This is a genomic window from Streptomyces flaveolus, assembly GCF_044765825.1.
GTDB classification, from domain to species: Bacteria; Actinomycetota; Actinomycetes; order Streptomycetales; family Streptomycetaceae; genus Streptomyces; species Streptomyces flaveolus.
The window spans coordinates 358,963-384,260 of record NZ_JBIWKU010000003.1; the positions used below are offsets into that span (position 1 = coordinate 358,963).

Here is a 25,298-nt window from a genome sequence, read left to right on the forward strand (position 1 = left end):
GAGGGTGTGAGGACGGCCCTCGCGGACGTCCGTGTCACGCGGGCCTGCCGGGCGATACATGCCACGGCCTCACCCAATGGTACGGGGCCGCGAGGGCAGGGGCTTGCCGGGCCGTGTCCGGGGGCCGGGAAGCCAGGTCAGGACGAGGGGCCGGCCGACCGCGGCGCGCCCTCGGCGCCCTTCTTCAGGAAGCCCATGTCCTCGTAGACCGGGGTGGCGAAGCCGAAGGCCCCCGCGTTGACGAGGTTGTCGCGGGCGGCGGTCAGCTGGGGGCGCTGATAGAGGGGAATGGAGCCCGCCGCCGCCCAGATCCGCGAGTCGGCCTTGCGCAGCAGGTCGCGGGCCTCCTTCTCGTCCAGCGTCGCCAGGGCCTGGTCGAAGAGCTGGTCGACCTGGTCGGTGCCGACCCGGGTGTAGTTCTGCGCGACGTTCAGGGAGCCGTCGGCGGCCGGGACGGGCTTGGCGTAGATGGGGCGGGCGTCGGTGGCGGGGAAGGCGGTGGTCGGCCAGGAGTAGAGCGCCAGGTCGTACTCGCCGGAGGCGATGTGGTCCTTGAAGTAGCTCTCGTCGGAGACCTTGGTGATGTCGGTGCCGACGCCGACCTTCTTCAGCATGTCGGAGATGCGGTCGGCCACGGTGCGCAGCGCCTCGGAGCCGGGGCCGGAGGGGAGCACGAAGCGCAGGGTGAGGGCCTTGCCGTCCTTGGCCAGCGGCTTCACCGCCGAGCCCACCGGGGCGGCGGTGCCCTTGGGGGCGTAGGCGCCCTGGGCGGTGTTCTTCTCGCTCCGGTGCCTCTCGCCGCTCTCCCGGTCGGTGTCGTCGTTCTTGTTGTCCTCGCCGACGATGTAGGTGCCGTCGTCGCCACCGTCGGACTTCTCCGTCTCCTTGCCGCCCTTGTCCTCCTTGGTCCTCTCGCCCTCGGAGCCGGCTGCCTCCTCCCCCTTCTTCCGCTTGTCCACGGGACCGCCGGACACCCACCCGGCGTCCGCGAGGAGGGCGCGGGCCTCCTTGGCGTCCTGGCCGCCGAGCGCTCCGCTGTTGTCGGCGTACACGGGCTGGCCGGCCAGGGCGAGGTGGCTGCCCACGGGCTCGGCGGGCAGGCCCAGCGGCCCCAGCACCGCCTTGGCCAGTGCCTTCCGGTCCAGGGCGCGGGCGACGGCGCGGCGGACGCGCTCGTCGGCGAGGGGGCCGTCGGCGCCGTTGAGGGCGAGTTGGGTGTAGGCGGGCTCCAGCGACTTGCGGAGCTCGAATCCGCTCAGGGCCTGCTGCCGGCGCCGGTACTTCTCCGCCGCCTCGCGGCGCTTCTCACGGGCGAGGGTCTCCTTGTCGGCGGCGTCCTCGTCGGAGCCGTTGGCGACGGCCCAGGAGCGCAGGTCGTCGGCGGCGGACCGCTTGCCGTCCGGGCCGGGCAGCGGCGTACCGCCCGGTCCCGGGGCCGGGCTGCCGCTCGCGCCCATGACCGGGGTGCCGGTGCCCGTGGCCGCGTCCCGGGGCCCGGCGGCCAGCGCGACCTGCTCGGCGGTGTCCGGGTCGATCTCGGCCAGGTCGATCTCGCCGCCGGCCAGCGCGGAGACCCGCTTGTCGCGCGGCACGGCGCGCAGCACGATCTCGGAGAGCTTGGGCTGGGCCCCCCACCAGCGGGGGTTGCGGGTGAGGACGACCTCGTCGCCCTTGGTGTCGACCTTCTTCAGGGAGAAGGGCCCCGCGGTGACCTTGAGCTTGCGCCGGGCACCGTCGTTGAAGGCGTCCGGGGTGCCCATGACGTCCTTCGGGTACAGCGGCGTGAACAGCGACTTCCAGTCGGCGTAGGGCCGGCTGAAGGTGACCTTGACCTCCAGGTCGTTGTCGCCGCGCTCGATCTTCTCGATGCGCTCGTAGCCGGCGTTGCGGGCGGTCCAGTAGGCGCTGTCCCGGCCGGAAAGGGCGCGCCACTGGGCGGCGAAGTCGGCGGCGCCGATCTCCCGGCCGTCGCTCCAGACGGCCTGCTGGTCGAGCTTGTACAGGACGACCTGCTTGGGCTCGGTGTCGACGACCTTGGCGGATTCCAGGTAGTCGGGGTTGCGCACCGGGCGGCCGGTCGCGTCCGTCCGGTACATCGAGGGCAGCACGGCCTGCGCGACGCGGGCCGTGGTGGCGTCGGCGTCCGACTGGAAGGTGTTCAGGGTCTCCGGCACGGAGTCCACGGCCCAGTGCAGGGTGCCTCCGTCGGCGATCCGGGCGCGGGCCGCGAGGGCGATGTCCTGCCCGGCGAGCGGCTTCCCGGACGGGTCCTTCGAGCTGCAGCCGGCCAGCGCGGGGAGCGCGAGCGCACCCGCGGTGAGGAAGGCGACCGAGCGCATGACCGCGCGGGGTCCGACGCCGACGTGGGACATCTCTGCTACCTCCGGTGGGCCGCGGGGGTGGTGATCACGTCCGTGGTGATCGCTTTTGCGGTATATGGAGTTGATCATTTGTATTGGTGCGGTATCCGGCCACTGAAGAGGAAACGGTTCGGCGACACGGGGAGACACGGCGGTGACGGTGCTCAAGCCCACCCGTGCGGCGCAACGCACCGCATCGCGCACCTGTACGCCCCGGCCAATCGCTGCACGTCCCTTCCCAGCGACAGGTGTGACGCGCGACACTCGCAGGCGCATGAACGTCGCCATCCAGGGCCGGCCGCGTGCCGGGTCCTACGGAAGTGAGGTCACGTCATGTCCGTGCACGACGACCTGTCATCCCTCCAGCGCTGCCTCGACGACCTGTCCCGGTCGGTGAGCCGTCTGGCACAGCAGCTCGGCGGCGACGGCCTGGAGATGCGCCGGGTCCGCACCGACGCCGACCATCTGCGGGAGAGCGTGGCGCTGCTGCGGGCGGCGGCGGCCTCCCCCGACGCGGCCAAGCGGCCCGACCTCGTCCCGATCCCCGACACGCCGTACGACGGCTCCCTGTGGACGGACTCGGACGACGAGGGCCTCGGCGCCCGCGACCGCCGCGCCCCCTGACACCGACCCGGAGCCGACCCGTGGCCACTGGAACGGAACCACCCGACACGGAACCCCGTCCCCGCGGCGGCGTGCACGCCCCGACGCGCGCCGCCATCCGCGCCCCGCACCTGCGCACCGACCGCTGGTGGCTGGCACCGGCCGCCACCGCCGCCGGACTGCTGGCCTTCGTCGTCTACTCGACCTGGCGGGCCTTCGCGAACGCCGACTACTACGCGGCCCCCTACGTCTCGCCGTTCTACTCCCCGTGTCTGGCGGAGAACTGCGAGCCGATGCGCGCCGGTCCGAACTGGGAGCTCTTCGGCACCTGGTGGGGCGTCTCCCCCGCGATCATCATCCTGATCTTCCCGCTCGGCTTCCGCCTGACCTGCTACTACTACCGCAAGGCCTACTACCGGGGCTTCTGGGCGTCCCCGCCGGCCTGCGCGGTGGCCGAGCCGCACAAGAGGTACACCGGCGAGACCCGCTTCCCGCTGATCCTGCAGAACGTCCACCGGTACTTCTTCTACGCGGCGCTGCTGGTCGCGGGCATCCTCACCTACGACACCGTGCTCGCCTTCCGCGACGAGCACTACGCCTGGGGACACATGGGTCTGGGCACCCTGGTGTTCCTGGCGAACATCGTGCTGATCTGGGCGTACACCCTCTCCTGCCACTCCTGCCGGCACATCGTCGGCGGCAAGCTCAGGCATTTCTCCCGGCATCCCGTGCGCTACCGGATGTGGCAGCTGGTCGGGAAGCTCAACGCCCGGCACATGGCCCTCGCCTGGGCGTCGCTGGTGAGCGTGGCGCTCGCCGACTTCTACGTGTATCTCGTCGCGTCCGGTGTCTTCGACGATCCGCGCTTCTTCTGATGAGTGAGGGCTGCTGATGTCCGTGGTCGACCGGCAGGAGTGGGACGTCGTCGTGGTGGGCGCGGGCGGCGCCGGACTGCGCGCCGCGATCGAGGCCCGCGAGCGGGGCGCCCGTACGGCCGTGATCTGCAAGTCGCTGTTCGGCAAGGCGCACACCGTGATGGCCGAGGGCGGCATCGCCGCGGCCATGGGCAACGTCAACTCCGGCGACAGCTGGCAGGTCCACTTCCGCGACACCATGCGCGGCGGCAAGTTCCTCAATCAGTGGCGGATGGCCGAGCTGCACGCCCAGGAGGCCCCGCAGCGGGTGTGGGAGCTGGAGACCTGGGGCGCGCTGTTCGACCGGACCGGGGACGGCCGGATCTCGCAGCGCAACTTCGGCGGCCACGAGTACCCGCGCCTCGCGCACGTCGGCGACCGCACCGGCCTGGAACTGATCCGCACGCTCCAGCAGAAGATCGTCTCCCTCCAGCAGGAGGACGCCCGGGAGACCGGGGACTACGAGTCCCGCCTCAAGGTCTTCCAGGAGTGCACGGTGACGCGGGTGCTGAAGGAGGCCAACAGGGTCTCCGGGGTCTTCGGCTACGAGCGCGAGTCGGGGCGCTTCTTCGTCCTGGAGGCGCCCTCGGTGGTGATCGCCACGGGCGGCATCGGCAAGTCCTTCAAGGTGACGTCGAACTCGTGGGAGTACACCGGCGACGGCCACGCCCTGGCGCTACTGGCCGGTGCGCCGCTGCTGAACATGGAGTTCGTGCAGTTCCACCCGACGGGCATGGTCTGGCCGCCGTCGGTCAAGGGCATCCTCGTCACCGAGTCGGTGCGCGGCGACGGCGGGGTGCTCCGGAACTCCGACGGCGAGCGGTTCATGTTCGGCTACGTCCCCGACGTGTTCAAGGAGAAGTACGCCGAGTCGGAGGAGGAGGCCGACCGCTGGTACGACGACCCGGACCACAACCGGCGTCCGCCCGAACTCCTCCCCCGCGACGAGGTGGCGCGCGCGATCAACGCCGAGGTGAAGGAGGGCCGGGGCTCACCGCACGGCGGGGTCTTCCTCGACGTGTCGACCCGGATGCCGGCCGAGGTGATCAAGCGCCGGCTGCCCTCGATGTACCACCAGTTCAAGGAGCTGGCCGACGTCGACATCACGGCCGAGCCGATGGAGGTCGGGCCCACCTGCCACTACGTGATGGGCGGTGTCGCCGTGGACTCCGACACGGCCGCCGCGCGCGGGGTCCCGGGGCTGTACGCGGCCGGTGAGGTGGCCGGCGGCATGCACGGCTCCAACCGGCTCGGCGGCAACTCGCTGTCCGACCTGCTGGTCTTCGGGCGCCGGGCGGGCCGGCACGCGGCCCAGTACGCGGCGGCCCGGGAGGCCGGTGAGCGGCCCCGGGTGGACGACGACCAGGTCGCCGCCGCCGCCGCGGAGGCGCTGCGGCCGTTCTCCGCCGAGACGGAGCAGCCCGACGAGGGGCCGCCGGAGAACCCGTACACCCTCCACCAGGAACTCCAGCAGGCGATGAACGACCTGGTCGGCATCATCCGCCGCGAGCCGGAGATGAAGCAGGCCCTGGAGAAGCTCGCCGAGCTGCGGCTGCGGGCCCGCCGGGCCGGAGTGGAGGGGCACCGGCAGTTCAACCCGGGCTGGCACCTCGCCCTGGACCTGCGCAACATGCTGCTGGTCAGCGAGTGCGTGGCGCGGGCCGCGCTGGAACGCACCGAGTCGCGCGGCGGGCACACCCGCGAGGACCACCCCTCGATGGAACCCCGGTGGCGTCCGGTCAACCTGCTGTGCACCCTGGCCGACCCGACGGGCGGCCTGGCGGCGACGGACCCGGAGCGCGGCCAGATCAGCCTGGAGCGGCAGACCACCGAGCCCATCCGCCCCGACCTGCTCGCCCTCTTCGAGAAGGACGAGCTGGTCAAGTACCTCGCCGAGGAGGAGTTGTCCGAATGAGCGGCTACGAGGCCGGCTTCAGGGTGTGGCGGGGCGACACCGAGGGCGGTGGACTGGAGGACTTCCGCGTCGAGGTGAACGAGGGCGAGGTGGTCCTCGACATCATCCACCGCATCCAGGCGACCCAGGCCCCCGATCTCGCCGTGCGCTGGAACTGCAAGGCCGGCAAGTGCGGTTCGTGCTCGGCGGAGATCAACGGGCGCCCCCGGCTGATGTGCATGACCCGCATGTCGGTCTTCGGCCGCGAGGAGACGGTCACCGTCACCCCGCTGCGGGCCTTCCCGGTCGTCCGGGACCTGGTGACGGACGTCGGCTTCAACTACGCCAAGGCCCGGGAGGTGCCGTCGTTCGTCCCGCCCGCCGACCTCGGGCCGGGCGAGTACCGGATGATGCAGGAGGACGTGGACCGCTCGCAGGAGTTCCGCAAGTGCATCGAGTGCTTCCTGTGCCAGGACACCTGCCATGTCGTCCGCGACCACGAGGAGAACAAGCCGGCCTTCGCCGGTCCGCGTTTCCTCATGCGGGTCGCCGAGCTGGACATGCACCCGCTGGACGCGGCACCGGAGGCCGGCCTGGACCGCAAACGCACGGCCCAGGACGAACACGGCCTCGGCTACTGCAACATCACCAAGTGCTGCACGGAGGTCTGCCCCGAGGGCATCAGGATCACCGACAACGCGCTGATCCCGCTGAAGGAGCGGGCCGTGGACCGCAAGTACGACCCGCTGGTGTGGCTGGGCTCCAAGATCAGGCGCCGATCCTAGAGCTCCGCGGCCCGCTCAGCGCACCCAGCCCTCGCGGTACGCCGTCCAGTCCTCCTCCGTCGCCGCGAAGTCGATGTACGCGGCGACACCGAAGCGGGCGCGGTCGGCGTCCGTGCGGGACAGGCCCAGGCGGACGCCGCGGACGGCGGCGGCGACGGTCTCGGCGTGATTCCAGTGGCCGAATCGGTTCTCGTGGTAGAAGGGCAGGCCCATCAGCAGGTGCGTGGTGGGCGGCGTGACCTCCAGGGCGAGGGAGGTCTGCTGGGCGACGTAGCCGCCGTACAGGCTCTCCAGGGGCTGCATGGTGTCGTACGACATGACGGCGATCTGGTCGACCCGGCGGGCGACCTGGCCGAAGAACTCCTGCGACCACCACTTGGGGTGTCCGGCGACCGTGCCCCAGAAGGAGTGGAAGGCGGGGAGCGGGTCGATCTGGTGGGCGGCCACCGAGAGCTGCGCGCCCTCGGCGCGGGTCACCGCGTGCACGTCGTCCAGGAGGGACAGGTAGTTCCGGTCGCCGGAGTGGAGCGGCTCCAGGTCGAGGTGGACACCGTCGTAGCCGACGTCCAGGACCTGGCGGGCCGAGCGGACGACCGCGGCCCGCGTGGCGGCCTTCTCCAGCCGCATGCCGTCGGGGCTCTCGGTGGCGAGGACGTCGCCGAGGAAGGCCTGGACGCGGACACCGGGCATCTCCCGGTGCACGGCGTCGGTGAACCAGCGCGCCTTCGGGTACAGCGACTTCGGCAGGGTGCCGTCGTGCTCCATCGGGCCGGTGTGGACGTACAGGTCGCGGATGCCGGTCGTCTTCAGGCGGCGGGCGAGCGCGGTGACGTCCGCGTCGTCCTTGCGGCCGTCGACCCAGGCGTGGCCGAGCCAGATCGCGTCGCGGTTCCTGGTGTAGGTGCCGTCGGCGGGGTCGCCCATGTAGTTGACGCGCAGGGCGGTCTCGGCGGTGAGGAGGGGGACGAGCAGGACGAGGAGAACGACGAGGGCGGTGCGGCGGATGCGGCGGAGCCTTCGCTTTCCTGCGGGCGGCCCCTCGGGAGTCTGATCGCCGTCGGCGGCTGCCGGTTCGGTGGTTGTCGGCTCCGTGTCCTCCACGGTGTCCCCTCCCTGTGGCCGTCCCCGGTCGCGGTGGCCGGTTCCGGCGCATACGCTCCGAGCGTGTTGCCACCGGGGACGACTCGAACCGGTGTTCCGGTTGCGGTCAGGGGTGTCTCGCGATGATCTCCGCCGACCTGGTGCCGCCCCTGGTCACGGCCGGGGCGGCGCTGCTGCTCGCCGGGTACGCCCGGATCCGCCGCGCCCGGCGCGCCCGGACCCGGACGACGCCGGGGCGCGTCAGAAGAGGCTCAGCAGGGCCTCCGCCGGGTCGGTCAGCGGGGTGTCGTCGCCCGGCAGGGGCAGCTCGAACCACACCGTCTTCCCGTGCGGCGTACGGCGTGAGCCCCAGGCGGCGCTGAGCAGCCCGACCAGTTGCAGGCCGCGGCCGCCCTCGTCGGTGTCGCGGGCGCGGCGCCGGCGGGGCTGGACCAGGCCGGAGTCCCAGACCTCGCAGACCAGGGTGCGGTCGAGCAGCAGGCGGAGCCTGATCTCGCCCTCGCCGTACCGCAGCGCGTTGGTGACCAGCTCGCTGACCAGCAGCTCGGTGGTGTCGACCAGGGGTTCCATGTCCCAGCTGAGCAGCTGCGCGCGGGCGTACTCGCGGGCCCGGCCCACGCTGCGCGGCTCGCGCGGCAGGGTCCAGTCGCCGACGGACTCGGCGGGCAGTCCCTGGACGCGGGCCATCAGCAGGGCGATGTCGTCCTCGCCGTGGTGGCTGTCGAGGGTGTTGAGGACCTGGTCGCACACGTCCTCGAGGGGCCGGGCGGGATCGGTGAGCGCGCCGACGAAGGCCTGCAGGCCCTCGTCCAGGGGGTGATCGCGGCTTTCGACCAGTCCATCCGTGTAGAGCGCGAGCAGGGCGCCCTCGGGCAGTTCGACCTCCACCTCCTCGAAGGGCTCGCCGCCGACGCCGAGCGGCAGGCCCGGCGGGACGTCCAGCATCAGCGCGGACTCGCCGGGCTCGACCAGGACGGGCGGCAGATGGCCCGCGTTGGCGAAGGTGCAGCGCCGGGTCACCGAGTCGTAGACGGCGTAGACGCAGGTCGCAAGGTAGACCTCGGACAGGTCGGCCTCGCGGGGGCGGCGGGCCGCCCGCGTCGCCTGCTGCACGCCCCCGGGGGCGCCGAGGCCGCGGGCGATCTCGTCCAGGTGGGAGAGCACCTCGGCCGGTTCGAGGTCGAGCTGCGCCAGCGTCCTTACGGCGGTGCGCAGTTCGCCCATCGCGACGGCGGCGCGCAGTCCGCGTCCCATGACGTCGCCGACGACCAGGGCGGTGCGGTGGCCGGGGAGTTCGATGACGTCGAACCAGTCGCCGCCGACCTCGCTGGGCCGGTCGGTGGCCGCGTTCCCCGGCAGGTAGCGGCAGGCGATGTCGAGTCCGGAGGCCTCCGGGTCGCCGGGCGGGAGCAGGGAGCGCTGGAGGATCAGCGCGCGTTCGTGCTCGCGCCGGTAGAGGCGGGCGTTGTCGATGCAGACGGCGGCCCGCGCCGCCAGTTCCACGGCGAGGTCGCGGTCGCGGTCCCCGAACGGCTCGCTGCCCTTGGTCCGGGCGAACTGCGCGAGTCCCACGACCGTGTCGTGGGCGACCATGGGGACGGCGAGCGTGGACTGCACGAGACCGCCGTCCTCGGCGGGCACGGTGCGCGGGCGGGCCGTGCGCAGGGCGTCCGCGCAGGGCGAGTTGAAGGGGTAGTGGTGGACGGCGCCGAGCTTGACCCGCTCGCCGGCGCCGTGGAAGGGCGCGTCGGAGACGGCGCTGGAGAAGGCGACGCGGCGCAGTTCGGCGCTGCCGTCGGCGAGGCCGGGCGGCGTCTCGTCACCGGCCAGCAGGCCCTGGTAGAGGTCGACGGTGGCCAGGTCGCAGAAGCCGGGCACGACGACGTCGAGGAGTTCGCGGGCGGTGGTCTCCAGGTCGAGGGAGTTGCCGATGCGGGCGCCGGCGTCGTTGAGGAGGGCGAGGTTGCGCCGGGCGGCGGCGGCCTCGCGGGCGGCGGCGCGGCGGGCGGTGATGTCGGTGCCGAGCCAGGCGATGCCGATGGGCCGCCCCGAACCGCTGTGCACCCGGTAGAGGTTGACGGACCAGTGGCGGCGCTCGTCGGAGCCGGGCACGAAGCCCGTGACGTGCATGTCGGTGATGGACTCGCCGGTTTCCAGCACCCGGCGCAGGGTGGCGGAGACCCGGTCGGCCTCGGCGCGCGACAGGTAGTCGTGGACGCCCTTGCCCCGGTGGGTGTCGGGTGTGCCGCCGAAGATGGAGGCGAACCGCTGGTTGGCGCGGCGCACCCGCAGCTCGGAGTCGATCAGGAGGAAGCCGAACGGAGACTGGCCGAAAATGGCCTGCGAAGCGGCGAGGTCGGTCTCGATGCTGCGCAGGGTGCGGACGTCGACGACGATGCAGACGGCGGCCTTCTCGCCGTCCTCCGTCCGCGTCGGCATGACGTACACCTCGGCGAGCCCGCGCGGCCCGCGGCGTTCACGCTTCCCGTCCTCGGTCGCGACGGCCGGTGCCCGGAAGGGGACCACGCCGGTCCACTCGCGGCCGTCGAGGATCTCGGCCATCTTGCGCTGGCCCCGCTCCCGCAGGTCGGGGTCGATGAACGTCTCGATGGGGTCGGTGCCGACGGCGTGTTCGGCGGGGATGCCGAGCAGTTGCTCGGCGCGCAGGCTCCACTGGTCGACGAGGCCGTCGGGTCCGATGGAGAAGGACGCGACCTTGATGTAGTCGTACATGGAGCCGGGCGGGCTGCTCTGCCACACGGCGTCACCGGACGGCGCGTCACCGGACAGGCCGCCGCCGGGACCGGTGCCCGTCGGGACCCCGGCAGCGCCCGCGGCGCCGGCCCCGGCAGCGGCCGACGGACCCTCGGACCCCGTGGCCCTCGCTGGTATCTCGCTCACGCGAACCGTCCCCTCCAGCTCACCACACCCGGCACCGGTCACCGGGGGCGGCTGCCCGCAGTATCCAGCACTACGGCGCCGCACAACACGGTGTTCACGATCACAGCACGGTCCCGATGCTTTTCGGTCCGGACCGTGACAACACTTCCAGTCTTCTAACCAGCGGACACGGCATCGAATCACGTACGCCGACAACTGCCACTGGCCTGAACCGGTCGGCCGACGGGACGGTACCGGATGTCGGGACATTTCGGCGCAGCCGTCACCCCGTCACTCCGGCAGCGCGAGTTCGAACCAGACCGTCTTGCCCGTCCCACCTGGCCTGGTACCCCAGCGGCGGGCGGAGGAGGCCACCAGTTGCAGCCCCCGGCCGCCCTCGTCCTCGGGCCGGGCGGCACGTTCGCGGGGCAGGTCCGGGAGCGGGTCGGAGACCTCCACGAGCAGGACGCCGTGCAGGCCGTCGGGGCGGAGTACGAGACGGACGCCGATGGGGCCGGTGGCGTGCCGCAGGGCGTTGGTGACCAGCTCGCTGACCAGCAGGGCAGTGATGTCGCCGACACTGTCGAGGTCCCAGCCGCGCAGCCGGTCGCGGACGAGGGAGCGCGCCGTCCGCACGGCGCCCGGCTCCCCGGGAAAGACCCATTCGACGCGGTCGCCTTCGGTCCCGATCACCCCGATCACTTCCCCGGCCGGCAACCCCACGATGTCCGGTTTCATGGGGTCAATGGGCTCATACCCGACATCAGGGGCCCGTTACCGTCCATGAGGGCACCTGGAGACCCGCGGGCGCATGGAAGCACCGGCGGCGTACGGGGGCGCCCGCACCGGCTCCCCCTACGCGCCCCGCGCGTCGTTCGCCTCGGGTGTCAGGTGCGCGAGCGCCCGCTCGACCGCCGGCACGTCCTGGTCGAGCCACGGCACGTCCCAGATCTCGCCGGGGGTGAGCCAGCGCAGGGCGTCGTGGTCCTGGAGGGGTTCGGGGGCGGGGGAGCCGGGCAGCAGGCGGGCGGTCCACACCTGGAGGACGTACGGGGGTCTCAGCGGCCACTGCCCCGGGACCCGCTCGCCGGTCTCGGCCGCCACGCCGAGCTCCTCGCGCAGTTCACGCACGAGGGCCGCCTCGGGCGTCTCGCCCGCTTCGACCTTGCCGCCGGGCAGCTCCCAGCGCCCGGCCAGCTCGGCCGGCGCGCTGCGCCGTGCGGCAAGCAGGCGCCCGCCGTCGACCAGCGCGGCGCCCACCACGATCCGTTCCGTCATGCAGCGGAGCCTAGTTGCCCCGCGGTGTCCGACGACGCGGCGGTACGCCCGGTCAGTCGGCCGGGCCGGCGGTGTTCGGGCCGAGCTTCTCGACCCAGTAGAGCTGTTTGTGACCGCGACCGTCGAGCGTGTCCGCGACGTTCTGGGCCTCGGCCCGCGTCGCGTACCGGCCCACGCGATAGCGATTGCCGTTGTCGTCCTGGCGGAAGACCAGCCAGGGAAGAGTGACCGTGCTGTCGTTCATCGCGCCCCTCCGCTTCCCACCGCGGCCCTCGTCACGCCCCGCCCGCCGAGGAAACCGCAATCCGCATATGCCCGACCCTACGCCTAACCTTCACGCACCGAATACGGCTTTTCACAAAGAGGTACGCAACCAGCCAGAACGCAGGGGGCGCACGATGCCCGATGCGCCGTCCTGGGCCACCGATGCTTCCGGTCGGGGGGCGTACGCGGCACGACGGAGGCGACCTGCGAGAACGACGGGATTTCCGCGGTGCGGGGCGGTACCGGGGGACGCGGAAGGGGGCTGCGGGCGCGGTACTCACGCGGGTGAGGGGGCGCGAGAGGCGCACGGAGGCGTGCGCCATCTCACAGAGCGGCGGGCCCGGTTGACGGCGGACGTCCGCCGCAGACGGGCCCGGGGCCCTACTTGACGGGCAGGTGGTACGCCACCCGGTACCGGTCGGCCGGGACGACCACGTCGGCCGTCTCGACCGCGCGGCCCGAGGCGTAGAAGGTGCGCCGGACGACCAGCACCACGTGCCCGGGGACACCGCCCAGGGCGAGCAGCTCCTCGGCGAGGCCGGGGCGGGCGCCCACCTCCTCGGTGACGTTGTCCACGACGACGTCGATGGCGGCCATCCGCTCGACGACGCCCATGCCGCCGAGCGGGCCCTCCTCGGGCAGCATCACGGGCGTGCGGCCGGTGAGGTCGAGCGGCTCCCAGGAGGTGGAGAGCATCATCGCCTCGCCGCCCTCCCGGAAGACGTACCGCGTGCACATCACCCGGTCCCCGGGCTTGATCCCGAGCCGCTCGGCGACGGCACCGCTCGCCTCGGCCTGCTCGCTGCGGGATTCCCACGTGCCGCGGGACCCGGCGTCGGCCTGCTCCTGCCGGAAGGGCGTGGCACCGCCGGCCGGCCGGTACCCGGAGCGGGCGATGCGCCGGGGCTCGGGCCGCTCGCGCACATAGGTGCCGGACCCCGAGCGGCCCTCGACCAGCCCTTCGGCCATGAGCACCTTGCGCGCCTCCAGGGCGACGGTGTCCGAGACGCCGTACTCCTCGCGGATCCTGGCTTGGGAGGGGAGGCGGGTGTGCGGCGCCAGCAGGCCGTCGACGATCTTCTTGCGGAGATCACCCGCGACACGCAGGTACGCCGGCTGCTCACCGAATGTCACTGGCCGCTCCCATCAGGTTGTACAGACAGCAACAGCGTGGCAACCGTAGGTTGTGCCAGGCAAGCGCAGGCCAGAGATTCACTCGAAGTGATGACGTGTGCCGTCGAGGGCTTCACGCAGGCACTTTCTCCCCGCTGGGGACGCCCTCACACCTCCATGCCGGTGCCGTCTCCCCCGTCGGCGCCGCCCGTCCCGTAGTCCGGCGGCGTCGTGGGCAGTCCCAGGGCCTTGCGTGCGGTGACCGTCGTGTCGGCCTCGATGAGATCGAAACCCTTGTCGTAGTGCTCGTAGTACGTGTCGACGTCGGTGGCCCTGGCCGCCTCGCCCCACTCCTCCTGTGCCGTGTCCAGGTCCTCGATCAGGGCCGCGACCTGCCGTTCGGACGCGGCGGGCCAGTCGTGCCGGCGCAGGACCCACAGCTCGTGGCGCAGCGCCTCCGACACCTGCCCCGCCCAGACCCCGTACGCCGGGAAGTCGTCCTCGACGGCTTCCGCCTCGGGCACCTCGTCCATGGCCCGGTTGAGGGCGCCCTCCCCCGTCAGATAGGTGACCTGGTGCGGGTCGAGCGTCCTGGCGTCGTTGCGCAGCGAACCGGTGAGCGTGCCCTGCTCGTCCGTGTTGCCGAACAGGCAGGTGATCTCCCGGTCGCCCGCGCGCCAGCTCTGCCGGGTCGGCGCCAGGTAGTACACGTCGACGTCGGCGGGCAGGGCCCAGCGGTCCATGGCGTAGGTGTCCTGGAACGCGTAGCACCGGTCGTCGGCGGACCGGGTGATCTCGTCGTCGCCGGGGTAGGAGCCGCCGGGCAGATCGAACACGGCGAACACCTCACCGTCGTGTTCCTTCTCGCAGGGCACCACGTCGACGTCGTAGGTGACCCCTTGCAGGGATCCGCTGGGCGTGGTGAAGCACTGGCCCTCGGAGAGCGCGTACGCGGTGCCCTCGCCCCGTGCGGCCTCTCTGAAGCCCTGCCAGAGGTCGGCGGCGGCACCCGTGGAGAGCGACAGCACCCACAGGGCGAGACCCACGGAGGAGAGCACGGAACCGGCCACCGCGAGCCCCTTGCCCCGCTCGCCCTTCCTCCTGATCTGGCGCAGGGCGACCAGGCCCAGCACGAGTCCGACCGCGGGTACGAAACAGAGCACGCCGAGGACGAGCGCCGCGATGGCCACGCCGTTGACGGGTGCCTGCCGCGGGTACGCCCCGTAGGGCCCGCCCCAGACCGGTGGAGGCTGCTGCGGGGCGTACGGCCCCTGGGGGTAAGGCCCTTGGGGACCGGGGGGCGGCGGTATGGACACGGGTGCCGTGCTCCTGATCCGTGCGGCGACGCGGAGGCTCCGCGAGTGAGAGCGACCGCCCGGAACGCACGGCCGCGTGACTGAGCGCATCGTATGCGCGTGCCGGTCGGGGGCGTACGCGAGATCGGGGTCGGGGGCGTACGCGAGATCGGGTACGGCGGTCCGGAAGGACGGTCCGCGAGGGGGGGCGGAGAGGGACCCGGGAGGGGGTCCCCGGCCGGCGTGTGCCTCAGTCGTCGAAGTCCGTGGCCCTGGTGCGCTTCTCCCACGCCGTCACGTCCGCCCGGACCTGGTCCAGGTGGCCGAGGACCGCGCTGACACCGTCGTCGCCGAGCGGCAGCCGCAGCGGGGTGTCGTCGGCCGCCAGCGCGGCGAGGACGAGTGCCGCCGCCTTGGCCGGATCGCCGGGCTGGCTGCCGTCACCGCCGGTGACGAGCCCGCGGGTCTCGCTCACCTTGGCGTACACACCGCTGTCGGCGCTGAGCCCGGCCGTGCCGCTCGCGAACAGGCCGGTGCGGAAGGCGCCCGGCTCCACGATCAGCACCTTGATCCCGAACTCCCGCACCTCGTCCGCGAGTCCCTCGCTCATGCCCTCCAGCGCGAACTTCGTCGCGCTGTACGCCGAGAAGCCCGCGAAGGACATCTGGCCGCCCATGCTGCTCATCTGCACGATCGCGCCCGAGCGCCGCCCGCGCATGTGCGGCAGCACGGCCCGCGTCAGCGCGGCCGGCCCGAAGACGTGCACGTCGAACAGGGCACGCAGCTCGTCCTCGCCCGTCTCCTCGAAGGCGCCGACGTGCGTGCGGCCCGCGTTGTTGACCAGCACGTCGATCCGCCCGTGCCGCTCCACCACGTCCCGTACGGCGGCCTCGGCGGCGGCCGTGTCGGCGACGTCCAGGCGCACTGCCTCCATCTGGTCGGGGTGGGCGACCACCAGGTCGTCGAGCCCCTCGGGCCGCCGTGCCGCGCCGACGACCACATCACCCTCGGCAAGGGCCGCCGCGGCGATCGCCCGCCCGAAGCCGCTGCTCGCACCCGTGATCAGCCACACCTTGTTCATGCCGACTCCCTGACCGTTCGTCCGTCTGCAACCGCCAACCACCCTGCTGGAAAAGCCGGTTGCCCGTCCAAGACCCACAGTGATAGCCAACGGACATGACGACGGACGTGCATGTGCGGGAGCTGCGCTACTTCGCGGCGGTGGCCGAGGAACTGCACTTCACGCGGGCGGCCGAGCGGCTGTACGTGTCCCAGCCGGCGCTGAGCAAGCAGATCCGGGCGCTGGAGCGGCAGTTGGGCGCCGAACTGTTCCGGCGCGAGCCGCGCGGTGTGACGCTCACCGAGGCGGGCACCGCACTGCTGCCGCACGCCCGGCGGGTGCTGGCCGGCTGGACCGAGGGCGCGGCGGCGGTGCGGGCGGCACAGGCGGCGCGGCGCGGCACCCTGGTGGTCGGCATGAGCACCAGCCCCGGACGCGGTGGCCTGCTGCCGGCGATCCGCTCCCGTTTCACGGCGGCCCACCCGGAGGCACTGCCCCGGCTGCGGCAGCTGAGCTGGCACGACCCGACGGCGGGCCTGGCCGACGGCACGGCCGACGTCGCCTTCGTGTGGCTGCCGCTGCCCGACGCCGACCGCTACGCCTGGACCACGGTCGCCGAGGAGCCCCGCCTGGTCGCCCTCCCCGACACCCATCCGCTCGCGGCCCGCGCCGAGGTCGACTTCGCGGACCTGGCCGACGAGCCGTTCCTCGCCCTGCCGCCGGAGGCGGGCGTCCTGCGCGACTTCTGGCTGGCGCTGGACGAACGGCGCGGCCTTGACGAACTGCGCGGCCTCGACGAACGGGGCGGCCCGGCCGGAGGCACCGGCCGCCCACCGCGCATCGGCGCGGAGATCGCCGGCACGGAGGAGACCTACGAGGCCCTCGTCGCCGGCCTCGGCATCTGCCTCGTCGCCACGGGCAACGCCCCGCTGATCACCCTGGGCGGCGTCACCACCCGCCCGGTCCGCGGGCTGAGCCCCGGCCGCTACGCGCTCGCCTGGCGCCGGGAGGACGAGGACCGCCCGCTGGTACAGGGGTACGTGGAGGCGTGCCGACAGGTGATCGCCCGTGGATGACGGCCGCCCGGAACGCCTGGACCGCTACCTCACGGTCCCCGAAGTCACCGAGGCGGCGCGGCGGCTGACCGCCCGGTTCCCCGGCGTCGCCCGCCTGCGCCGGATCGGGACGTCCCGCGCGGGCCGGCCGCTCCTGATGCTGTCCGTGGGGCACGGGCCGCGTCACGTCCTGGTGGTCGCCCGGCCGCACCCCGACGAGCCGGTCGGCGGCGTGACCGCGCTCGCGCTGGCGGAGCATGCGGCACGCGGCGACCGGCTGTCCACGGCGACCGACCCCGCCCTGGTCACCTGGGACATCATCCTGTGCCTTGACCCGGACGGTGCCGCGCTGAGCGAGGGACTCGAAGCGGCGACGGCCGGCCCCTGCCCCACCCTGGACGGCTATTACCGCGCCGCCTTCCGCCCGGTCGCGGCGGAACAGCCGGAATGGGCACCGATCGTCTCGCGGCAGCTCCCGGAGAGCCGCGCGCTGTTCGACGTGATCGACGAGCAGCGGCCGTTCCTGCAGTGCTCCCTGCACAACGTCGAAGCGGGCGGCAGCTGGATCCAGCTGACCGGCGACCTCCCCGGCCTCGCCGCCCCCTTCCAGACCTCCGCCCGCGCCCTCGGCATCCCGGTGCAGCACGGCACGTACGACGCCCTTTACTGGGAGAACCCCGGCCCCGGCGTGTACGTCCTGCCTCCGCCGGACGGCACCGACCGGCCGGCGGCCGGGTCCGAGAACATCGGCCTGTCCACCTGGTGCGCTCCTCAGCGGTACGGCGGCGCCACCGCGATCATCGAAGTGCCCATGTGGGCGACCGACCTGGCCGACGACCTTTCTCCCCACCCGCAAGCCACCCGCGTACTGCGCGACCTGTCCGCGCTGGTACGGGAGGGCGGACGGCAGGTGACGGCCCTCCTCGACAAGGCGCGGGGCTTCCTGCCGCCGGCCGCGGACAACGCGCCACGACGCGTGCTGGAGTGGATGGCCGACGACCTCTACGACCTGGTCGCCGACTCCTGGGAACCACTCGCCCGGCAGGCGGCCGAGGCAACCGGCCCCGACGATCCGCGGCACCTGACGACGGCCCGGGTCTCCGCCCTGGACGTCGTGGCCCGCCGGCAACCGCTGCGCGCGGCAGGCCTGCTGCTGCGCCTGCTGGACGAGGCGGCCCACCCCGCCGCCCCGGAGCTGTACCGCGAGATGCAAGGGCTCTTCACTACGTGGTGCGCGGACTTCGAGAAGGCCCTGCGCCTGCGCTGGGTTCCCGTGCGCCACCAGGTGGAACACCAGGCCCGCACGGTCGTGGCGGCAGCGGAGGCTGCACTGCGCTGAGCAGACCGGCCCTGCACGCGAGGGCATTGGTCAGGTCCCCTGGGAGCTGCACGTCCACGCTTACCGGATCCCGTCCGGATTCGACGGTCGGCACCGACACGCACTGGTCGCAGCATCGCGCGGACTGATGCGGACGGCAAGGCCCCCTGACTCGCGTCGCCGCAGGTCAGGGGGCCTCTGAAGGCTTACTCAGACGTTGAAGCGGAACTCCACCACGTCGCCGTCCTGCATCACGTAGTCCTTGCCCTCCATGCGCGCCTTGCCCTTCGCGCGGGCCTCCGTCACCGAGCCCGTCTCGACCAGGTCCTCGAAGGAGATGACCTCGGCCTTGATGAAGCCCTTCTGGAAGTCGGTGTGGATGACACCGGCGGCCTCGGGGGCGGTGGCGCCCTTCTTGATGGTCCAGGCGCGGGATTCCTTGGGGCCGGCCGTCAGGTAGGTCTGCAGGCCGAGGGTGCGGAAGCCGACGTGGGCGAGGGTGGCCAGGCCGGGCTCGTCCTGGCCGACGGACTGGAGGAGCTCCAGGGCCTCGTCCTCCTCCAGCTCGGCGAGGTCCGCCTCCAGCTTGGCGTTGAGGAAGATCGCCTCGGCGGGGGCGACCAGCGCGCGCTGCTCGTTCTTGAAGTCCTCGTCGGTGAGCTCGTCCTCGTCGACGTTGAAGACGTAGAGGAAGGGCTTGGTGGTGAGCAGGTGCAGGTCGTGGAGGAGCTCGGCGCGCTCGCTGCCCTGGACGATGCCGTGGGCGAAGAGGGTGTCGCCCTTCTCCAGGATCTCCTTGGCCTCCTCGACCGCCTTGACCTTCGGCGCGACGTCCTTCTTGATCCGCGACTCCTTCTGGAGGCGCGGGAGGACCTTCTCGATGGTCTGCAGGTCGGCGAGGATCAGCTCGGTGTTGATCGTCTCGATGTCGTCCTTGGGCGAGACCTTGCCGTCGACGTGGACGACGTTCTCGTCCTTGAAGGCACGGATGACCTGGCAGATCGCGTCGGACTCGCGGATGTTCGCCAGGAACTTGTTGCCCAGGCCCTCGCCCTCGCTCGCGCCGCGCACGATGCCCGCGATGTCGACGAAGTCGACCGTCGCCGGGAGGATCTTCTCGGAGGAGAAGATCTCGGCCAGTTTCGTCAGACGGGGGTCGGGGACGCCCACGACGCCGACGTTGGGCTCGATCGTGGCGAACGGGTAGTTGGCCGCGAGCACGTCGTTCTTGGTCAGGGCGTTGAACAGGGTCGACTTGCCGACATTCGGCAGACCGACGATTCCGATCGTGAGCGACACGTTGCGACTTCCCGTACGTGAGGATGCGGAGGGCGGGGCAGGCCAGACTGGGCCGATCCACCAGTCTACGGGGTGTCCGGTAACGGCCACGCCGGGCGTCGAACGCTTGGCCAGGCATCGCCCCACGGCGTGTCTGTCGGGCTATTCGGCACATAAACCGACCTAAGTTGGTCCAGTGGAGCAACACGGGACGCGACCTGCGCAGTACGGACCGCGACGGGGCCGGACGCCGTTGCCCCCGCAGGGGCGGGGTGCCGGCGGCGAGGCGGCGAGACCGCCGGTCCGGCCCGTCCTGCCGGGCGCGGGGCGCGGGCCGCGTCGTCCGGCGGCGGGGTCCCGGCCCGGGGCGGGGGCGTCGGCGCCGCTGGTGCTGCGGGTCCTGCGGCGGGTGCGCGCGACGCCCAATCCCCGGCTGACCGGGCTCGGCAGCGGCCTGTTCTGCGCGGCGGTGATGGTCGTGCTCGGGTTCCTCGACCAGGTGCTGGTCGGCGGGTCCCTGACGGTGTACGGCGTGCTGTTCCTGCCGGTGTGCGTGCTCACGGCGTTCTGGGTGCGCAGGGGCGACCTGCTGATCGCGCCCGTCGTCGTGCCGATCTCCTTCGCGGCGGGTCTGTCGACCGTCGCCGACCGCGGTGACGGTGGTGTCGGCGGGCGGCTGATGGGGCTCGTTACCGCGCTGGCCACCGAGGCCGGCTGGCTGTACGGCGGGACGCTGGTCGCCGGGTCGATCGTGCTCGCCCGGCGGATCCGGCTGGTGCGCCGCCGGGCCGCTGCCGCCCGGAACCGGTCGACGGCCTCGTGAGGGGTGCGGCGCCACAGCCGCGCCGTGACAGGCGCCGTGCGACGAGGGGTGCGGCCGGGGTGCCGCGGCGGCCTCGGCACGAGGGCGAGACGTGGCCAGGTGCGCGAGGTGGCAGGGGTGCCGCGTCGGCCCTCCGCACGAAGGTCGGGAGGCGTGCGGCCCTGCGCCGCGCCGGCCTCCGTACGAGGGAGCGCGGCCGGTGCGCCGTGCCTCCCGGTGCGCACCGGCCCGGGGCCGTGCCGTCCGTTCAGCCCGCCGCGCGCATCGCCGCTCCCACGATGCCCGCGTTGTTCTGCAACTGCGCCGGGACGATCTCCGCCTGGATGCCCTCGAGGTAGTGCAGGAACTTGTGGGACTTGCGGCTGACCCCGCCGCCGATGATGAACAGCTGGGGCGAGAACAGCATCTCGACATGGGCGAGGTACTTCCGCACCCGCTGGGCCCACTGCTCCCACGACAGGTCGTGGTCGTCCTTGACCTTGCTGGAGGCCCGCTTCTCCGCGTCGTGGCCCTCCAGCTCGAGGTGGCCCAGCTCGCTGTTGGGGACGAGGACGCCGTCGGTGAAGACGGCGCTGCCGATGCCCGTGCCGAAGGTGAGCAGGACGACCGTGCCCTGCCGTCCGCGCCCGGCGCCGAAGTTCATCTCGGCCACGCCGGCCGCGTCCGCGTCGTTGACGACCGTGACGTCCAGTCCGCCGAGCCGCTCGCTGAACAGGGCACGCGCGTCCGTGTCGACCCAGCTCTTGTCGACGTTGGCCGCCGTACGCACCGTGGCGCCGCCGGTGACGACGCCCGGGAAGGTGAGTCCGACCGGGCCGGTCCAGCCGAAGTGGTCGACGACCTGCTTCACCCCGTCGGCCACCCCGTCGGGGGTGGCCGGGTGCGGGGTGAGCACCTTGCAGCGCTCCTGGGCCAGGTCGCCCCTGTCGAGGTCCACAGGGGCGCCCTTGATCCCGGATCCGCCGATGTCCACGCCGAAGATCTGCATGGCTCCACGTTACGACGGGCCACCGACCGTCACGCGGGGGGCGTGTTCCCGGCGGTCACGCCCCTGCCGTACCGGCGCCGCCCCGCTCGGCCACCAGCGCGGCGGCCTCCTCGCGCAGGTCGCGGCGGAGCTCCTTGGGCAGCGAGAAGGTGATCGACTCCTCGGCGGCCTTGACGATCTCCACGTCCTCGAAGCCGCGCGGCGACAGCCACTCCAGGACCTGCTCGACCAGGACGTCCGGGACGGACGCGCCGGAGGTGACGCCGACCGTGGTCACGCCCTCCAGCCAGGCCTCGTCGATCTCGTCGGCGAAGTCCACCAGGTGGGCGGCGCGCGCGCCGGCCTGCTTGGCGACCTCGACCAGGCGCTTGGAGTTGGAGGAGTTGCGGGAGCCGACGACGATCACCAGGTCGGCCTCGGCGCCCATCTGCTTGACCGCGAGCTGGCGGTTCTGCGTGGCGTAGCAGATGTCGTCGCTCGGCGGGGAGATGAGCTGCGGGAACTTGTCCTTGAGCGCGTCGACGGTCTCCATGGTCTCGTCGACGGAGAGGGTGGTCTGCGACAGCCACACGACCTTCGACGGGTCGCGGACCTCCACCTTGGCGACGTCCTCGGGGCCGTCGACGAGCTGGATGTGGTCCGGGGCCTCGCCGGAGGTGCCGATGACCTCCTCGTGGCCCTCGTGGCCGATCAGGAGGATGTCGTAGTCGTCGTTGGCGAAGCGGACGGCTTCCTTGTGCACCTTGGTGACGAGCGGGCAGGTGGCGTCGATGGTGGCGAGCCGGCCGCGTTCGGCCTCCTCGTGGACGACGGGGGCCACGCCGTGCGCGGAGAACATGACGATGTTCCCCGGCGGGACCTCCTCCGTCTGCTCGACGAAGATCGCGCCCTTCTTCTCGAGGGTCTGCACGACGTACTTGTTGTGGACGATCTCGTGCCGGACGTAGACGGGGGCCCCGTACTGCTCCAGGGCCTTCTCGACGGCGATCACGGCGCGGTCCACACCCGCGCAGTAACCACGGGGGGCGGCGAGCAGGACACGGCGGCCAGGCGAAGCGGTCATGGCACCCATCGTAAGGCCGCGTTCGGCGGGTCAAAGATCGCGTGGGCGCGGTATCGGCGGGGACACTGACGGGAACGTTCCGAGGCACAGTCCGATGCGCTGGCGGAGGCACGATGTCCGAGTCCGGTACGAAGGCCCCCGGGGCCGGTGAGGAACAGGAGCTGAGGCGCAGCCTGGGCTTCCGGGACCTGGTGGTCTACGGGCTGCTGTTCATCGCGCCCATGGCGCCGGTCGGCGTCTTCGGCACGCTGGACGCCAAGTCGCACGGCGCGGTCGCCCTCGTCTACGTCGTCGCCACGGTCGCGATGGCGTTCACCGCCTTCAGTTACGCCCAGATGGTGCGGGTGGTCCCCCAGGCGGGGTCGGTGTTCGCCTACGCGCGCGCGGCGCTCGGCAACGGGGCCGGGTTCATCGCCGGGTGGATGGCGATGCTGGACTACGTCCTCATCCCGGCGGTGGCCTATCTGTTCTCCGGTATCGCCATGGAGGCGCTGGTCCCGGAGGTGTCGCGGTGGGTGTGGACGGCGCTCGCGGTGGTCGTCACGACGGCGCTGAACCTGTGGGGGGTGCGGACGGCGGCCCGGGTGGGCTTCCTGGTTCTCGCCCTGGAGATCGCGGTCCTGCTGGTGTTCGTGGCATCGGCGATCGTGGTCCTCGCGCGCGACGGCGCCGAGCGGGGCTGGCTGTCGCCGCTGTCCGGGGACGGCACGCAGGGGGCGTTCGCGCTGTCGGCGGTGGTCGGCGCGGTGTCGGTGGCGGTGCTGTCGTATCTGGGCTTCGACGCGATCGCGACGTTCGCGGAGGAGGTCACCGGCGGGTCGGCGAAGGTGGCGCGGGCGCTGCTGTTCTGCCTGGCGCTGGCGGGCGTGCTGTTCGTGGCGCAGACGTATCTGGTGGCGCTGCTGGAGCCGGTGACGTCGGCGCGGCTGGCGGCGGATCCGGGTCGTCAGGGGTCGGCGTTCTACGACGCGGTGGACTCGTCCGTGGGGACGTGGCTGCACGACCTGGTGGCGGTGAGCAAGGCGATCGGTGCGGCGTTCGCGGCGCTGGCCGGGCAGGCGGCGGCCGGGCGGCTGCTGTTCGCGATGGGCCGCGACCGGCGGCTGCCGGGGGCGCTGTCGCGCACGGACGCCGGCGTGCCGCGGGTGGCGCTGCTGGTCGCGGCCGTGATCACGCTGGTGGCGGCGGTGTGGGCGGCACGGCGGGACGACGGCCTCGACCATCTGGTGTCGGTGGTCGACGTCGGCGCGCTGACCGCGTTCACGCTGCTGCACGCGAGCGTGGTGGGCTGGTTCGCGGTCCGGCGCCGCGGGGGTCCGGTGAGCTGGTGGCGCCATGTGCTGGTGCCGGTGCTCGGCGCGGCCATCACGATCGCGGTGATCGTGGAGGCGTCGGGGACCGCGCAGGTGGTGGGGGCGATCTGGCTGGCGATCGGCCTGGTGGTCCTGGCGGTGCAGGGGCCGCGGAGGAGTCGGGCGGGGACGTGAGGGCCGGCCTCGGCGCACGGGGGGGGGCCGCCGGGCGAGGCGGTGGAGCGGCCCCCGGCGCGGGACGGAACGGTCACCACGGGCGTGGCCCCGGGTCCGGAACGCGGCCGGCGGCGGCAGGCACGGTCGCCTCAGCCCGGCCGCACCGCCGGCCTGCGCGGGGGCGGAACCCTCACCCCGGCCCGGCCCCGCAACGCAGCCGGAAGCGGCAGGCGCGGGCCGCACCGCCGGCCTGCGCAGGGGCGGACCCCTCACCCCCGCGCGGCCCCGCTCCGGAGCGCGGCACAGGCAGCGGGCACGGTCGCCTCGGCCCGGCCGCACCGTCGGCTTGCGCAGGGTGAAACGGTCACCCCGGCGTGGCCCGGCTCCGGAGTGCGGCGGGAAAGGTCGGCCCGGGCTCCGGTCCGGACCGGAGCGGTGGGGGCCCCGCGGGCGGCACCGTCCGGTTGCGCATGGGCGGGACGGTCGGCGCCGCGGGTGTGTCAGGGCGGGGAGCGTTGTCGTACGTGGCCGTTACGCTCGGGCGCATGGCTGCGAACACGTCTCCCGAAGCTCCCCTGCCCGTCGGCGAGGTGTCACGGCTGATCGGGGGCTGGATCGACCGGCTCGGCGCGGTGTGGGTCGAGGGGCAGATCACGCAGTTGTCGCGGCGGCCGGGCGCCGGGGTGGTGTTCCTGACGCTGCGCGACCCGTCGTACGACATCTCCGTGAGCGTGACCTGCTACCGCCAGGTCTTCGACGCGGTGGCGGACGTGGTCGGCGAGGGCGCCCGCGTGGTCGTGCACGCCAAGCCGGAGTGGTACGCGCCGCGGGGCCAGCTGTCGTTGCGGGCCGCCGAGATCAAGCCGGTCGGCGTCGGGGAGCTGCTCGCGCGGCTGGAGCAGCTGAAGAAGTCGCTCGCCCGCGAGGGACTGTTCGCGCCGGAACGGAAGAAGCCGCTGCCCTTCCTGCCGCAGCTGATCGGCCTCGTCTGCGGGCGAGCCTCCGCGGCCGAGCGGGACGTGCTGGAGAACGCCCGGCACCGCTGGCCCGCCGTCCGCTTCGAGGTGCGCAACGTCCCCGTGCAGGGCGTGCACGCCGTGCCGCAGGTGGTGCAGGCGGTGAAGGAGCTGGACGCGAGGGACGACGTGGACGTGATCGTCGTCGCGCGCGGCGGCGGCAGCGTGGAGGACCTGCTGCCGTTCTCCGACGAGCAGCTGGTCCGGGCGGTCGCCGCCTGCCGTACGCCGGTCGTCTCGGCGATCGGGCACGAGCCGGACAGTCCCCTGCTGGACCTCGTCGCCGACCTGCGCGCCTCCACGCCGACCGACGCCGCGAAGAAGGTCGTACCGGACGTCGGCGAGGAGTACGAGCGGGTGCGGCAGCTGCGGGACCGCGCGCGGCGCTGTGTGGCGGCGTTCGTCGACCGCGAGGAGCGAGGGCTGGCCCACGCGCTGGCCCGGCCGGCGATACAGGACCCGCACCGGATGATCGACGAGCGGGCCGAGCAGGTGACGGCCCTGCTGGAGCGGGGACGCCGCTCGCTGCGGCACCAGCTCGACCGGGCCGACTCCGAGCTGACGCACACGCACGCACGCGTGGTGGCCCTCTCCCCCGCCGCGACCCTCAAGCGCGGGTACGCCGTGCTGCAACGGGCCGACGGCCACGCGGTGCGGGACCCGGGCGAGGTGGAGCCGGGCGAGACGCTGCGCGCCCGTGTCTCCGAGGGTGATTTCTCCGTACGAGTCGACGCATAGGGT

At 72.7% G+C, this 25,298-nt stretch carries 21 protein-coding genes; 9 read left to right on the forward strand and 12 right to left on the reverse strand.

Annotation, left to right across the window (positions count from 1 at the left end):
- Positions 1-137: 137 nt before the first annotated feature.
- Positions 138-2,372: an ABC transporter family substrate-binding protein gene (locus ACIRG6_RS11160; protein ID WP_403322155.1), complete on the reverse strand. Its 2,235-nt coding sequence runs from the start codon at positions 2,370-2,372 to the stop codon at positions 138-140.
- Between the two features lie 321 nt (positions 2,373-2,693).
- Here ACIRG6_RS11160 and ACIRG6_RS11165 point away from each other — a divergent pair, with 321 nt between their 5' ends.
- From ACIRG6_RS11165 to ACIRG6_RS11180, 4 genes are read left to right on the forward strand one after another with little or no spacing between them, the layout of a single operon-like run.
- Positions 2,694-2,984, forward strand: a complete 291-nt coding sequence (locus tag ACIRG6_RS11165; RefSeq protein ID WP_225632201.1) for a hypothetical protein — start codon at positions 2,694-2,696, stop codon at positions 2,982-2,984.
- Between the two features lie 20 nt (positions 2,985-3,004).
- Positions 3,005-3,838, forward strand: a complete 834-nt coding sequence (locus ACIRG6_RS11170) for a hypothetical protein (RefSeq protein WP_318214281.1) — start codon at positions 3,005-3,007, stop codon at positions 3,836-3,838.
- Between the two features lie 16 nt (positions 3,839-3,854).
- Complete coding sequence (locus ACIRG6_RS11175) at positions 3,855-5,792, forward strand: fumarate reductase/succinate dehydrogenase flavoprotein subunit (RefSeq protein ID WP_365020145.1); 1,938 nt, start codon at positions 3,855-3,857, stop codon at positions 5,790-5,792.
- Positions 5,789-6,556 (forward strand): succinate dehydrogenase/fumarate reductase iron-sulfur subunit, encoded by a 768-nt coding sequence (locus tag ACIRG6_RS11180; protein ID WP_403322157.1) that lies wholly within the window; start codon positions 5,789-5,791, stop codon positions 6,554-6,556. The genes ACIRG6_RS11175 and ACIRG6_RS11180 overlap by 4 nt, the downstream gene beginning before the upstream one ends.
- Positions 6,557-6,571: 15 nt before the next feature.
- On the opposite strand, the gene ACIRG6_RS11185 is transcribed toward ACIRG6_RS11180, so the two are convergent.
- The 8 genes from ACIRG6_RS11185 to ACIRG6_RS11220 all read right to left on the reverse strand — a co-directional run bounded on the left by ACIRG6_RS11185 (position 6,572) and on the right by ACIRG6_RS11220 (position 15,568).
- The gene (locus ACIRG6_RS11185) at positions 6,572-7,657 is read right to left on the reverse strand and encodes a glycoside hydrolase family 18 protein (protein ID WP_403322160.1); all 1,086 of its coding nucleotides are present in this window, start codon (positions 7,655-7,657) and stop codon (positions 6,572-6,574) included.
- A gap of 240 nt (positions 7,658-7,897) precedes the next feature.
- Positions 7,898-10,558, reverse strand: a complete 2,661-nt coding sequence (locus tag ACIRG6_RS11190; RefSeq protein ID WP_403322162.1) for a SpoIIE family protein phosphatase — start codon at positions 10,556-10,558, stop codon at positions 7,898-7,900.
- A 270-nt stretch (positions 10,559-10,828) separates the two neighbouring features.
- On the reverse strand, positions 10,829-11,275 hold the full coding sequence (locus tag ACIRG6_RS11195; protein WP_364675993.1) for an ATP-binding protein: 447 nt from the start codon (positions 11,273-11,275) through the stop codon (positions 10,829-10,831).
- Positions 11,276-11,392: 117 nt separating this feature from the next.
- A complete protein-coding gene (locus ACIRG6_RS11200) occupies positions 11,393-11,815 on the reverse strand; it encodes a (deoxy)nucleoside triphosphate pyrophosphohydrolase (RefSeq protein ID WP_364818880.1) in 423 nt (140 codons plus the stop codon).
- Positions 11,816-11,867: 52 nt separating this feature from the next.
- Entirely contained in the window at positions 11,868-12,059 is a 192-nt protein-coding gene (locus tag ACIRG6_RS11205; RefSeq protein WP_318214275.1) for an SPOR domain-containing protein, read from the reverse strand.
- Between the two features lie 401 nt (positions 12,060-12,460).
- On the reverse strand, positions 12,461-13,213 hold the full coding sequence (locus ACIRG6_RS11210) for a GntR family transcriptional regulator (RefSeq protein WP_318214274.1): 753 nt from the start codon (positions 13,211-13,213) through the stop codon (positions 12,461-12,463).
- A gap of 146 nt (positions 13,214-13,359) precedes the next feature.
- Entirely contained in the window at positions 13,360-14,508 is a 1,149-nt protein-coding gene (locus tag ACIRG6_RS11215; RefSeq protein WP_403322165.1) for a DUF4190 domain-containing protein, read from the reverse strand.
- Positions 14,509-14,737: 229 nt separating this feature from the next.
- Positions 14,738-15,568 carry an oxidoreductase gene (locus tag ACIRG6_RS11220; RefSeq protein WP_403322166.1) on the reverse strand — a complete coding sequence of 277 codons (831 nt, stop codon included), beginning with the start codon at positions 15,566-15,568 and terminating at the stop codon, positions 14,738-14,740.
- Between the two features lie 95 nt (positions 15,569-15,663).
- On the opposite strand from ACIRG6_RS11220, the gene ACIRG6_RS11225 reads away from it, so the two are divergent.
- A complete protein-coding gene (locus tag ACIRG6_RS11225; RefSeq protein WP_403322168.1) occupies positions 15,664-16,623 on the forward strand; it encodes a LysR family transcriptional regulator in 960 nt (319 codons plus the stop codon).
- A gap of 16 nt (positions 16,624-16,639) precedes the next feature.
- Positions 16,640-17,941: a M14 family zinc carboxypeptidase gene (locus tag ACIRG6_RS11230; protein ID WP_403322491.1), complete on the forward strand. Its 1,302-nt coding sequence runs from the start codon at positions 16,640-16,642 to the stop codon at positions 17,939-17,941.
- A 189-nt stretch (positions 17,942-18,130) separates the two neighbouring features.
- Here ACIRG6_RS11230 and ychF read toward each other — a convergent pair whose 3' ends face one another.
- Positions 18,131-19,219 carry a redox-regulated ATPase YchF gene (gene ychF, locus ACIRG6_RS11235; protein WP_239762434.1) on the reverse strand — a complete coding sequence of 363 codons (1,089 nt, stop codon included), beginning with the start codon at positions 19,217-19,219 and terminating at the stop codon, positions 18,131-18,133.
- Positions 19,220-19,394: 175 nt separating this feature from the next.
- Between ychF and ACIRG6_RS11240 the strand changes: the two genes are divergently transcribed.
- On the forward strand, positions 19,395-20,021 hold the full coding sequence (locus tag ACIRG6_RS11240) for a DUF6542 domain-containing protein (RefSeq protein WP_364676006.1): 627 nt from the start codon (positions 19,395-19,397) through the stop codon (positions 20,019-20,021).
- Positions 20,022-20,268: 247 nt separating this feature from the next.
- Here the strand turns inward: ACIRG6_RS11240 and ppgK are convergent, their stop codons facing one another.
- Positions 20,269-21,009 (reverse strand): polyphosphate--glucose phosphotransferase, encoded by a 741-nt coding sequence (ppgK, locus tag ACIRG6_RS11245; RefSeq protein WP_403322170.1) that lies wholly within the window; start codon positions 21,007-21,009, stop codon positions 20,269-20,271.
- Between the two features lie 55 nt (positions 21,010-21,064).
- Complete coding sequence (locus ACIRG6_RS11250; RefSeq protein WP_318214268.1) at positions 21,065-22,081, reverse strand: 4-hydroxy-3-methylbut-2-enyl diphosphate reductase; 1,017 nt, start codon at positions 22,079-22,081, stop codon at positions 21,065-21,067.
- A 104-nt stretch (positions 22,082-22,185) separates the two neighbouring features.
- Between ACIRG6_RS11250 and ACIRG6_RS11255 the strand changes: the two genes are divergently transcribed.
- Complete coding sequence (locus tag ACIRG6_RS11255) at positions 22,186-23,559, forward strand: APC family permease (protein WP_318214267.1); 1,374 nt, start codon at positions 22,186-22,188, stop codon at positions 23,557-23,559.
- 527 nt (positions 23,560-24,086) lie between these two features.
- Positions 24,087-25,295: an exodeoxyribonuclease VII large subunit gene (xseA, locus tag ACIRG6_RS11260; protein ID WP_225632165.1), complete on the forward strand. Its 1,209-nt coding sequence runs from the start codon at positions 24,087-24,089 to the stop codon at positions 25,293-25,295.
- Positions 25,296-25,298: the final 3 nt, after the last annotated feature.